Below are 11,293 nucleotides of genomic sequence, written 5' to 3' on the forward strand. Positions count from 1 at the left end.
AGGGACGAAAGGTTTTGAAACGGTGCGCACCGCGTATCGGTCGGTGATGTGGCGGTCCTTTTCTGTGTTCCGAAATACGGAAATCGGTTCCAGGCCGGTTTTTCTGTCCGTTCGTGACGTCTCAACGCCGCTGTTCTTTGCTGAGCCGCAGCGAGCCTCCACTCGCAGGACTGCTTGCGATTTCAGTCGGAACCATTCCCAGCAAGGCCCCGCATCGCATGAGCGCGCAAGCGGCGCGCGGTCATGGCGTCGATCGGTTGCGAGGGCGGCGTCATCAGCAGTCGAGCGAACAGGGCGCGGAAGGGTTCCTGTTCCATCAGTTGCCCGAAGCGTGTCTTGCGCCAGGCGACGCCCTGTCGATGCAGCCGGTTCAATTCGGCGTCGGCGTGCAGGCGGGCGAGTTCCATCGTGCGCGCCGTCGCCAGCGCCGAAATCGTGTCATCCGTATCCGTGTTGAAATTTCGATCTGTCCAGTAGTCCATGCCAAGCATGTGGTCGGCATGAACCGCGCGCCCCCGGTCGGCCTTGAGCACGAAGCTTTCCATTGCTCCGAGCGGATAGTGGTTCAACTGAACGAGGCCATAGTTAGGCCGCCCGTAATTCGAGAACAGCCGCCTGATCTTGAACTGGTCGTCAAGCTCGCGACCTTGTCCATCGAACCAGCGCGCGGCGGGCAGACGACTGGGGTCCGGGTTGCGCGGCCGGTGAACACCGAGTTTCCGGTAGGTCCCGTCATTTCGGAACAGTGTCTTGAACATCGCAGACCGCCAGGGCCAGTGCATGACCACGGGGGCGCAGCGAGTGAACGTCTCGGTGATCGGGCTGTCCTCGTAGGCGACGATACCCGCATTGCCGAACAGGCGCCAAGTTAGGGTGATCGCTGTTGCATCGGGCAGAGCGGCGAGCAGCGCAGGCACGGTATGATCGCCCGCATGAACGTTGATGAACTCGTCGATGTCGAGCGCGACAATCCAGTCGGCCGCGCGCACCACGTTCAACCGGTCGGCTCGCTTCAAGGCGCTGAACTGCACGCCGCCCTTGTCGTAGGGCCCTTCATTGCGCTGGTGGACGATCTCGCCCTTCTCTGCGAGGCGGTCGAGCATTTCATCGGTGCCGTCCGTGCAATCGTTCGAGAAAACCAGAAAATCGGTGACGCCGGTGGCGCGGTGATGGGCCAGCCATTCAAGCAGGAAGGCGCATTCGTTGCGCACGGTCAGGACGGCAAGAACCTTCATTCAAGGCAACCCTTCATCCCGCCATACGCCATCAGCTGTCGGTGTCCAGCGCCAGAGCATAGGCGGCGCGTTCGGTGCCGTTGAGACGGATCTGCCGCACCTGATCATAGAGCGCGCGAAACTCCTCGATCTCGCGCAACTCGGCTGCTTTTGTCCGATGCCAGGCGAGGCCTCTGTTATGAATGTCGCAAAGAACCGGGTCTGTCAGCAACCGGTCGTATTCGGCCTTCACGCGGGGAATGTTGCGCTGGATCGTCACGTCGCGCACATCCGACCAATCCATCCGGATCCAATAGTTCAACCCGATCGAGCGGTCGACATGCAGCGCACGACCGCGCTGGCGCTTGACGAGAAAGCTATCGGCGCTGCGCAAGGCATAGTGATTGAGCTGCAGCAGGTCATATCCGATCGACTTGCGCGAGTTGCGCCATCCGTTCTGGCACACCTCAGCCGTCATGTCTTGTCCCGATCCGTTGACCCATTTCACCCTGTTCTGCCACGCGACGTCGAGCTTGTTCGGCCGGTGGCAGCTGAGCTTTCCATAGGCGCCGATATTCCGGAACATCGTCTTGAAGCCCCAGGCCGTATGCGGCTTGGGGCAATATTTCGGCGCGCAGGTGTCGAATTGGGCGATGACGAAATCGTCGGCGATCCCGGTCACCCCGTTGTGCCCGAACAGCCGCCATGTCATCGCGATGTTGCTTGCATCCGGCACGACGGCAAAAAAATCATCGAGTGTACCATTACCCGTGCGCACGTTGATGAACTCGTCGACATCGATATGGACGATCCATTCGGCTTGGCGCAGGATGTCCTCCTTCAGTGCCCTGTTGAGCGCATGCTGCTGTGGGGACTTGCCTTTCCAATCATCGTTGCGCCGATGCTGGATCAGTCCCATCTCCTGCAGCCGCTCCAGCAATTCGGTCGTGCCGTCGCTGCAATCGTTGGTGTAGATCAGGAATCCGTCGATGCCGATGGCACGATGATAGGCAATCCATTCGAGGATATAGGGCGCTTCGTTTTTCATGCAGGCGACGATGATCCGGCCAGACGTTCCCGGCAGGTCCGCGCGCGGTGGCACGGGGTCGTAGGGCGGCAAGGGTTCGGCCTCGGCGCAATTGCCGATGTGATCGTGCGGGGCCAGTGGTGATCCTTGGAGCTTGGCGAGGTTCGCCACGGCCTTGGGTGGCAGGATGGCCGTCACATGGGGAGTGATCTGAGGATGGTGTGACTGAGGATCGGACCGTTTTGCGAGCCGGGTGGCCTTGTCGATGCGGTACATGAAGGCGAGAAGGTACTGGCTGGCACGGAAACCGAACAGGGGGTCGGCTTCCTCCCAAGATACCCTGTTCGGGGCGGTCGGCGATGTCCTGCCGGCCAGGTGGCCCAGACAGTGTTCCAGCGGGGCCGGATCGATCGGTGGCCCTTTGACCTGAACTTCGCTCAGGAATTCGCGCCAGAGGGCTCGCGGGATGACTCGCTTGCCGCTCGCCAACACCTTCCGGAAGAGCGCATTCATCTGCCGCGCGCGCGCCAGCCCGGCCGCGGATGGCTCGGACCCGGAGTCGGTAGTCGCGTCGAAGCGCGGCAGGTCTCCCAGCCCCAGATTTCGGCTCAGGCCCTCGGCCATGCGGTCTGCGGTGAAAGCCCCGGGGGCCACACGCTCCATCTGAACCGATCCGATGCCGAAGCCTTCCTGCCAGAAGCGCAGAAACGCAGCGGCATCGAGCCAAAAGGGAGCGCCCTCGATCTCTTCGAAACAGCCGAGCTCCGGCTCGGACCGGGGCATCGCATCGACGCAGGTTTGCCACCAGTCCGTTTGTGCCGCCAGGGCGAGATCGCGGTCCAGTGGCGTGGATCGTCCGTTCATCACTTGCCATGCAAAATGGCGCAGCACCATCGTTGTCGGGTCGGTCAAATGGGCGATGATCCGGATGTCTGTGCTGATTTCTTCCAGAAGAGTGCGCAGCCTTTCCCGTTCTGTTGCCCGATGCAGCGCGGTTCCAAGAGGCTCGGCGATCAGGATCAGGGTGTCTGGGCGATGAGCTGAAATCTCGCCCTGTACTTCCGTAAGCAGGGCGTCGCGCTGCAGTTTTTGTCGGGCCGGTGCGACGCATCCTGTTTCAAATCGCATGGGATCTACATGGTCGGGATCAAGCACGGCCATCAGCAGCCGTTCCGCGAGATCCTCCTGGGTGTCGGTGGGCACCAGGACCCCGCGTTTGGCCAAGGCGTCGCGCTGGTTCCGCAGACCGGTCCGCAAGGCGGGTGTTTCGCGGCGATCCGGCCCGATATGCAGAAGCAGGCGCATCAGCCGACCCCGACATGTCGGCGGAGTGGATTGCGGTTGAGCTGCCCCCACCACGGGATGTCGCGCCCGAGGAAAGTCCCGATCCGTGAAGGCGCGTCGGATTCGGCAATGTCGTACTCGAGATAGTCCGGATCACCGTCGAAGAATCGCGCGAGCGCCGCGTAATGACCGTCGATCCAGTGCATGCGCTCCCGCGTGGTGTCGCCATATCCCGGGGGAAGCCCCGGGATCGATGCCGACGGAAGCCGGTTCAGGACAAGATCGGACCACGCCAGCATGGATTGCGACAGCTCGAACGCATCGCGTCGCGAGGCCAGGAATTTCAGTCCGGGATGCTTGGCGCGCAAAGCGAGAATCAGCGCGAAATCCATCTGGGGCCACAGCGAGCGGTCAGGCCGCAGCAGGCTCATCTCGGAAATCGCCGTGGCCTTTCCCAGATATGCACCGGGATCGCCGGTTTCAAAATAGCCGCGATAGAGCAAGTCCGCCACGAAGGCCCCTTTGAGCGCGGGATCGCCCGCGTTGCGGCCCCGCAAACGCCGATCCGCCACATTGAGTCCGGCGAGCCGGAGAGCTCGCGCCAACGTGGTCGTCCCGGTCTTGGGTAGGCCCAGGTTGACGACCAGCAAACTCACGCGGTGATTCCGAGCTCTGTCAGCATTTCTTTTTCCTGCGGTGGAAGAGGCGATGCATCGCGCAATTGTGCGCGCAGGTCGCGATAGGCCGGGTCTGCCAGCAACATGTCACGGCGCGCTTGGTGCAATGCGACGCATCGACGATGCAGGGCCGCGATGTCCGGGTCCGAAAGCAGATCCGCGACAGTGTCTTTGACCATCGGAATATGACGTTGAATGCGCGTGTCTCGATGCGCCGCATCATTGCGCTCGCGCCAGTAAACCAAATCAAAGGCGCGGTTCTCGCGATTGACATCCCCGCGGTCGATCTTGACCAGATAGCTGTCGAGCGAGCGCAGCGCGTAGTGATTGAGCGTTGCGAAGGCACGCGCGCCACGGGCCGGAAAGCGCCTGATCCGGCGCGGGTTCGCCGCGATCAGGAAGCGGTGCGGCACCGGCCGTCCCGACCCATCGGTCCAGGTCGGGCGTTTCGCTTCGGGCAGCGATTTGCGAAAGAACGGCCGGTGCGCGCCGAAATACTGTAGTGGAAAATCCCTCCGCACCAGGGTTTTGACCTCGATCGCCCATTCCCCGCACCACAAGTCCGGATTATGCGATCGCGTGAATTGCGCAATGACAGGAGTGTCCAGAAAACGGTCCACACCGTCATTCGCGAAGTACTGGAAATTGACGGAAATGGCCTGCGGCGCGCCGCAGGCCGCGATCAGATCCGGTATGCGATGATCTCCGACGTGAATGTTCAGGAACTCGTCCACATCGGCGATCCAGACCCAATCCGCCTCCCGCACCAGCGCCTGCTCTCGGGCATCCTTCAGGGCCTCCATCTGATAGGTCCGGCCCTGCGCCGGGTTTGCACGGTGTTCGACAAGCCCCCGGTCGGCCAGAGCATCAAGAAGATCATCGGTCCCGTCGGTGCAATCGTTGGAGTAGAACAGGAACCCGTCCACGCCGATCAGCCGGTTGTAGGCGATCCACTCCAGCAGAAAGGGACCTTCGTTCTTGACGCAGGTTACAGCGGTGATCCGCATGTCGATCCTCATTCTGCGCCGGGGGCTCGGTTGCCTGTCCACCCCGGTCCTCGTCGGCCTTTTGGCCCAAACGGTTAGCATCAAGATGCTTAACAAGTCATGACAGCGGGTCCAGCCGCCGTCAATCCAACCGGGTCGGCCCGACAAAGGGTTGCGAACGTAAGACCAATGTCCAAGGGGCTCTTGCTTGACGCTGACCGCGGTTTCATGACCATCTAGCCGCGACAGGAGGGGCCATGCAGATACCGCAATCCATCGACGCCGTGCAGCGGATGCTGACAGAGCAGGGCTATGTGTGCGGCCGGGCGCTGGCCACTGTCGTGTTCCTCTCGCTCAAGCTCGGGCGGCCGCTGTTTCTGGAAGGCGAGGCGGGCGTTGGCAAGACCGAGATCGCCAAGGCGCTGGCCGCGGGGCTCAACCGTCGCCTGATCCGGCTGCAATGCTACGAGGGTCTGGATGCCGCCAGCGCGGTCTATGAATGGAACTTCCCCGCTCAGATGATCGCGATCCGCACTGCCGAGGCACAGGGCAGCGCCGACCGGGATGTTCTGAACCGCGAATTGTTCAGCGCCGACTTCCTGGTCGAACGCCCGCTGCTCGAAGCCATGCGCCCGGATGAGAACGGCGCTCCTGTGCTGCTGATCGACGAACTGGACCGCACAGACGAACCGTTCGAGGCGTTCCTGCTCGAGGCGCTCAGCGATTTCCAGGTGACGATTCCCGAACTCGGCACCATCAAGGCACCCGAGCCGCCCGTCGTGATCCTGACCAGCAACCGCACCCGCGAGGTCCATGACGCGCTCAAGCGACGCTGCCTCTACCATTGGGTCGACTATCCCGATTTCGACCGCGAGATCGAGATCCTCAAGGCCCGCGCCCCGGAGGCCGCCGAGACCCTCAGCCGCGAGGTTGTGGCCTTCGTGCAGTCGCTGCGGACCGAAGACCTGTTCAAGAAACCCGGCGTCGCCGAAACCATCGACTGGGCCAAGTGCCTGTTGGCACTCGATGTCATCTCTCTCTCGCCCGAAGTCATCGCCGACACCCTTGGCGCGATCCTTAAATATCAGGACGACATCCAGAAACTGCAGGGCTCCGAGGCCAAGCGCCTGCTCGATCAGGCCAGGGCGACTCTGGAACCGGCCTGATGCTTCATCTTCGGAAAAATACTCCGGGGGTCCGGGGGCAGCGCCCCCGGCGCGGCTGAATGCCCGAATACGCTGCCCTCGATATCCCCGAGAACCCCAAGCTCGCGCATAACATCACCCATTTCGCGCGGGCGCTGCGCAAGGCGGGCCTGCCCATTGGGCCCGGGCGGGTGATCGATGCGATCCATGCGGTCGAAGCGGCGGGCTTCAGCGAAAAACGCGATTTCTACTGGACGCTGCACGCCTGTTTCGTGAACAAGCCGGAACACCGCGCTGTGTTTGCCCAGGTCTTCCGGCTCTACTGGCGCGACCCGCGGTTTCTTGAACACATGATGTCGATGATGCTCCCTGCAATCCGGGGCGTGCAGGAGGATCGGGCCGCGCAGGCGGCCGAGAAGCGCGCGGCCGAGGCGCTGTTGGACGGCGCGACACCCGATCTGCCCGACACCGACCCCGAGTCCCAAGACGAGGAAACCCTGATCGAGGTTGATGCCTCGATGACCATGTCGTCCGAGGAACGTCTGCGCAGCCTCGATTTCGAACAGATGAGCACCGCCGAGGTTGCCGAGGCCAAGCGCATGCTCGCGCGTCTCAGTCTGCCGGTGAAACCTATTCCCTCTCGCCGGGGCATCGCCAGCCTGCGCGGGCGTCAGGTCGATTGGCGTCGCACTCTGCGCGCGAGCATGCGCCAGGGTGGCGAAATGCACGACATCGCCCGCATGAAGCCGCGCGAACGCTGGCCGAACCTCGTGGTGCTCTGTGACATCTCGGGCTCGATGAGCCAGTACAGCCGGATCATCCTGCATTTCCTGCACGCGGTCAGCAACGCGCGCGGCGCCGGCTGGGCCAAGGTGCATGCCTTCACATTCGGCACGAGGCTGACCAACATCACCCGTCACCTGAACCAGCGCGACGTCGACGCGGCACTGGCCGCGGCTGGCGCCGAGGCGCAGGACTGGGAGGGTGGTACGCGGATCGGCCAATGCCTGCACGCGTTCAACCGCGACTGGTCGCGGCGGGTCATGGGGCAGGGGGCGGTCGTGCTGCTGATCACCGACGGGCTCGACCGTGACGACCCGGACGAACTGGAACGTCAGATCGAACGGCTTCACCTCTCGGCGCGTCGCCTGATCTGGCTCAACCCCCTGCTGCGCTGGGACGGGTTTGCCCCCAAGGCCCGGGGGATCGCGGCGATGCTGCCGCATGTGGACAGTTTTCGTGCCGGTCATTCGGTCGCGTCATTGCAGGATCTGGCGCAGGTGATCTCGCGTCCTGACGATGTCGGCGAAAAGGCTCGGCTGATGGCCCAGCTGGGCACGACCGACTGACCAGGAACTTGATTCAAATCAATTGAAATGCGTCCGCCCTGATGTATTCTGAAAGCAGAATATAAAAGAAAGGACGAGTCATGGCTCTGAACTGGAAAACGGGAGGCCTGCTGCTCGGACTGGTGTTCTTCGCCGCCGTGCTGCTGGTCAAACCCATCGGTGTCTCGACACAGTTCGTGATTCTCGATGGGATCATAGGCGATGCGGTCAATGCCGACCTAGTGACGCAGACCGAGGACGGATACGCATCGACCAACGCCTACCTCGACAAATCCGGCGGCAAATACGCCAAGTCGGTCGCGAACCCGCTGAACTACAGTTTCGTCTTCGTTCTGGCGATGGCGCTCGGAGGCTTCCTCTCCGTGTGGGCGCGCGGCGGGCTGACCCGCGCCGAGCGCAGCGTTCCGGCGCTGTGGCGCGCGAATTTCGGCGAAAGCCCGGCGAAACGCTACGCGGCCGCCTTCGTCGGCGGTTTCGTCGTTCTCTACGGCGCACGGCTCGCGGGCGGTTGCACCTCGGGTCACATGATGTCGGGCATGATGCAGACCGCCGTGTCCGGCTATCTCTTCGCGCTCGGCGCCTTTGGCGCGGCGGTGCCTGTTGCCCTCATGATGTATAAAAAGGAGGTGTCGGCATGACCTCTCTCATTCTCGCTCTGGTGATCGGAGCCGCCTTCGGCGCAGTGCTCGACCGGGTCGGCGCAAGCAATCCCGACCTGATCGGCAAGATGCTGAATCTCACCAATCTCAACCTGGCCAAGACCATCATTCTGGCCATCGGCGTCGGGTCGATCCTGATGTTCGGCGGTCAGATGCTGGGCCTTGTCGATGTCGGACACATGTCCGTCAAGTCGGCCTATATCGGCGTGATCCTCGGCGGTGTTCTGCTGGGCGCGGGCTGGGCTGCAGCCGGTTACTGCCCCGGCACCGGCGTCGTCGCGGCGGCTTCGGGACGCAAGGATGCACTGTTCTTCATCGCCGGCGGTTTGCTCGGGGCGGCGGCCTACATGGTCACCTACCCAATGTGGGAAGCCTCCGGCTTGCTCGACCCGGTTCTCGGCGGCTCGGTCACTCTCGGTAAGGTGCCGGGATCCGAGTATGACGCGTTGACCGGACTGCCCGGTGACATTCTAGGGATCTGCATCGGCCTCGCCTTCGTGGCGGTTGCCTTCGCGCTTCCCGAGCGCCTTGTCGCGACCCCTTCGGGCCGCCAGCAACCGGCGGAGTGATCGCTCGCTGCAAGGCACCCGGCGCAACCGGCCGATCGAGGCCGAAGCCGGTGCCAAGCTGCAGGCGTAGAGCGGTTCGGCGTTTGTGTTCCCGCCGGGCCGCTCTTATACCTTTCGGGGGGTCAGCATCGGCGTGCGTATGCGCCATTCTGACTGTGCGGGAGGACATCCATGGAGCGATTCGACAACAGCCCGGAAACGGCATTGACCTGGCACCGCGAGGGGCTGGGTGCCGCGCTCGCCACGGTGGTGCAAACCTGGGGCAGTGCACCCCGCCGCGTGGGCTCGCAACTGGCGATCGGTGGCGACGGACGTATCGAGGGCTCGGTTTCTGGTGGCTGCGTCGAGGGCGCGGTGATCGTGGAGGCGCTCGAAGCGATCGAGGACGGCACCCACCGGTTGCTGGAATTCGGCGTCAGCGACGATGACGCTTTCGCCGTCGGCCTCGCCTGTGGCGGCACCATCCGCATTCTGATCGAACCGGTGGGCTCCGTCATCCCCGTCGACATGCTGCAGGACCTCGTCGCGGCGCGGGAAAACCGGGTTGCGCTGGCCTACGAGGTCACTCTCGACAGCGGTACGCGGCGCCTTGTGCGGGACGGCTATCCCGAGCGCATGCGGATGGATCGCTCGGGCTTCGAGGAGGATGGCACGACCTTCGTCGCCGTGCACAATCCGCCGCTGCGCCTGATCGTGGTCGGGGCCGTGCATATCGCGCAGGCGCTGGTTCCGATGGCGCGGATCGCAGGGTATGACCCGGTGGTGATCGATCCGCGTGAGGCCTTCGCTTCGCAAGCGCGCTTTCCCGGCGAAACGGTTCTGCACGACTGGCCTGACGAGGCGGTCGCGAAACTGGGGCTCGACCCGCGCACGGCACTTGTGTTGTTGACCCATGATCCAAAGCTCGATGATCCGGCGCTGGAAGCCGCTCTGAGGGCCGACGTTTTCTACATCGGCGCGCTCGGTAGCACGCGCACCCACGCCAAGCGTGTTGAACGGATGGTCGCCGCCGGCTTTGGCGAGGACCGCATAGCCCGCATCCACGGCCCCATCGGTCTTGATATCGGCGCTGCGGGACCGGCCGAGATCGCGGTATCGATCCTCGCGCAGATGACGGCGGTGCTGCGCGGGCGTCCGTCGTGAAATTCGGACCCGTTCCTGTCGAGAACGCCGCGGGCGCGATCCTCGCGCATTCCGTCAAACTGTCCAACGCGCGGCTGCGAAAGGGACTCATGCTGGAAGCAGAGCACGTGGCTTCCATGCAGTCCGAAGGCGTGTCGCAGGTCATCGTCGCCTTGCTGGATGAGGACGATCTCCACGAGAATGTCGCGGCGGAGATCCTGGCCGAAAGGCTGGTGCCCGATCCTGCCGGCGCGCATCTGCGTCTGACCAAACCCTTCACCGGTCGCGTCAACCTGATGGCTGAAACCGCGGGCGTCGTGGTTCTGGATGTCGCTGCGCTCGAGCGCTTCAATCGCGTACACCCGATGATCACCATCGCGACGGTTCCGCCCTTTCAGCAGATGCAGCCGGGCGGCATGGTCGCGACCATCAAAATCATCTCCTACGGGGTGCCGCGTCTGGACGTCGAGCGCGCGGCAGCTTGCGCCCCGGCCGCCTTGCGGCTCGCCGCACCGGTATACCGCACCGCCGCGCTGATCGTGACCGACATTCCAGGCGGCCCGTCCAACGACAAGGGCATCCGCGCGATGGAAAGCCGGATCGGCGCGCTGGACATGACGCTTTCAGAGGTGGTGACCGTTCCCCACGAAACCGACAAGCTTGCCGCCGCATTGTCCGGCCGCACTGCCGATATCCTGCTCATCCTGACCGGCTCCGCGACTTCGGACGCCGAGGACGTGGCGCCGAGCGCGGTCCGCGCTGCCGGCGGCGTCGTCGACCGCTTCGGCATGCCGGTCGATCCGGGCAACCTGTTGTTTCTCGGCACACTCGGGCAACGGCCGGTGATCGGTTTGCCCGGCTGTGCCCGCTCGCCCGCGCTGAACGGTGCGGACTGGGTTCTGAGCCGGATGGCCTGCGGCATTCCGGTTACCGGGGCGGATATCTCGGCTATGGGGGTTGGTGGATTGCTCAAGGAAATTCCCACCCGACCGCAGCCGAGAACGCGCGGAAGCTGAAGAGGCCGGTGCTGTGACCGGCTTGTGCTAAAGTCCTACAAAATTCCTGTTCTCAACCTGCCGAGGTCGTGTTTTACTCCGCCCAAGCGAATGCATAACGCGGGGAGGATGCAATGGTTTCGGTCAAGATGAATGTGAATGGTATTGATTGTGTTGGTGATGTTGAGGGTCGGACGTTGTTGTCTGGTTTTTTGCGGGATCGGTTGGGGTTGACGGGGACGCATGTCGGGTGTGACACGTCGCAA

The 11,293-nt window shown here is 63.3% G+C and carries 10 protein-coding genes and 1 pseudogene; 7 read left to right on the plus strand and 4 right to left on the minus strand.

The window, feature by feature from the left end:
- Nucleotides 1-182: 182 nt before the first annotated feature.
- From JF290_RS17450 to JF290_RS17465, 4 genes are read right to left on the minus strand one after another with little or no spacing between them, the layout of a single operon-like run.
- The gene (locus tag JF290_RS17450) at nucleotides 183-1,235 is read right to left on the minus strand and encodes a glycosyltransferase family 2 protein (RefSeq protein ID WP_199026173.1); all 1,053 of its coding nucleotides are present in this window, start codon (nucleotides 1,233-1,235) and stop codon (nucleotides 183-185) included.
- A gap of 31 nt (nucleotides 1,236-1,266) precedes the next feature.
- The gene (locus JF290_RS17455) at nucleotides 1,267-3,546 is read right to left on the minus strand and encodes a glycosyltransferase family 2 protein (RefSeq protein WP_199026174.1); all 2,280 of its coding nucleotides are present in this window, start codon (nucleotides 3,544-3,546) and stop codon (nucleotides 1,267-1,269) included.
- Entirely contained in the window at nucleotides 3,546-4,181 is a 636-nt protein-coding gene (locus JF290_RS17460) for a sulfotransferase family protein (RefSeq protein ID WP_199026175.1), read from the minus strand. The genes JF290_RS17455 and JF290_RS17460 overlap by 1 nt, the downstream gene beginning before the upstream one ends.
- Nucleotides 4,178-5,209: a glycosyltransferase family 2 protein gene (locus tag JF290_RS17465; RefSeq protein WP_199026197.1), complete on the minus strand. Its 1,032-nt coding sequence runs from the start codon at nucleotides 5,207-5,209 to the stop codon at nucleotides 4,178-4,180. Before JF290_RS17465 ends, JF290_RS17460 begins: the two co-directional genes overlap by 4 nt.
- A gap of 236 nt (nucleotides 5,210-5,445) precedes the next feature.
- Here JF290_RS17465 and JF290_RS17470 point away from each other — a divergent pair, with 236 nt between their 5' ends.
- The 7 genes and pseudogenes from JF290_RS17470 to JF290_RS19620 all read left to right on the plus strand — a co-directional run.
- Complete coding sequence (locus tag JF290_RS17470) at nucleotides 5,446-6,354, plus strand: AAA family ATPase (RefSeq protein ID WP_199026176.1); 909 nt, start codon at nucleotides 5,446-5,448, stop codon at nucleotides 6,352-6,354.
- A gap of 59 nt (nucleotides 6,355-6,413) precedes the next feature.
- On the plus strand, nucleotides 6,414-7,682 hold the full coding sequence (locus tag JF290_RS17475; RefSeq protein WP_199026177.1) for a vWA domain-containing protein: 1,269 nt from the start codon (nucleotides 6,414-6,416) through the stop codon (nucleotides 7,680-7,682).
- An 80-nt stretch (nucleotides 7,683-7,762) separates the two neighbouring features.
- Entirely contained in the window at nucleotides 7,763-8,320 is a 558-nt protein-coding gene (locus JF290_RS17480) for a YeeE/YedE thiosulfate transporter family protein (protein WP_199026178.1), read from the plus strand.
- Complete coding sequence (locus JF290_RS17485; protein WP_199026179.1) at nucleotides 8,317-8,910, plus strand: YeeE/YedE thiosulfate transporter family protein; 594 nt, start codon at nucleotides 8,317-8,319, stop codon at nucleotides 8,908-8,910. The genes JF290_RS17480 and JF290_RS17485 overlap by 4 nt, the downstream gene beginning before the upstream one ends.
- A gap of 171 nt (nucleotides 8,911-9,081) precedes the next feature.
- Complete coding sequence (locus tag JF290_RS17490) at nucleotides 9,082-10,053, plus strand: XdhC family protein (RefSeq protein WP_199026180.1); 972 nt, start codon at nucleotides 9,082-9,084, stop codon at nucleotides 10,051-10,053.
- Complete coding sequence (locus JF290_RS17495; protein WP_199026181.1) at nucleotides 10,050-11,048, plus strand: molybdopterin-binding protein; 999 nt, start codon at nucleotides 10,050-10,052, stop codon at nucleotides 11,046-11,048. The genes JF290_RS17490 and JF290_RS17495 overlap by 4 nt, the downstream gene beginning before the upstream one ends.
- A 113-nt stretch (nucleotides 11,049-11,161) precedes the next feature.
- Nucleotides 11,162-11,293 (plus strand): annotated as a pseudogene (locus tag JF290_RS19620) ((2Fe-2S)-binding protein); the annotation flags it as partial.

It is taken from the genome of Sedimentitalea arenosa, assembly GCF_016428585.1.
In the GTDB taxonomy this organism is placed as follows: Bacteria; Pseudomonadota; Alphaproteobacteria; order Rhodobacterales; family Rhodobacteraceae; genus Sedimentitalea; species Sedimentitalea arenosa.

Excerpts from the sequence above, each read along its gene's own strand:
- JF290_RS17450 (WP_199026173.1), bottom strand. The coding sequence starts at position 1,235 with ATGAAGGTTCTTGCCGTCCTGACCGTGCGCAACGAATGCGCCTTCCTG.
- JF290_RS17475 (WP_199026177.1), top strand. The coding sequence starts at position 6,414 with ATGCCCGAATACGCTGCCCTCGATATCCCCGAGAACCCCAAGCTCGCG.
- JF290_RS17470 (WP_199026176.1), top strand. The coding sequence starts at position 5,446 with ATGCAGATACCGCAATCCATCGACGCCGTGCAGCGGATGCTGACAGAG.
- JF290_RS17480 (WP_199026178.1), top strand. The coding sequence starts at position 7,763 with ATGGCTCTGAACTGGAAAACGGGAGGCCTGCTGCTCGGACTGGTGTTC.
- JF290_RS17485 (WP_199026179.1), top strand. The coding sequence starts at position 8,317 with ATGACCTCTCTCATTCTCGCTCTGGTGATCGGAGCCGCCTTCGGCGCA.
- JF290_RS17465 (WP_199026197.1), bottom strand. The coding sequence starts at position 5,209 with ATGCGGATCACCGCTGTAACCTGCGTCAAGAACGAAGGTCCCTTTCTG.
- JF290_RS17490 (WP_199026180.1), top strand. The coding sequence starts at position 9,082 with ATGGAGCGATTCGACAACAGCCCGGAAACGGCATTGACCTGGCACCGC.
- JF290_RS17455 (WP_199026174.1), bottom strand. The coding sequence starts at position 3,546 with ATGCGCCTGCTTCTGCATATCGGGCCGGATCGCCGCGAAACACCCGCC.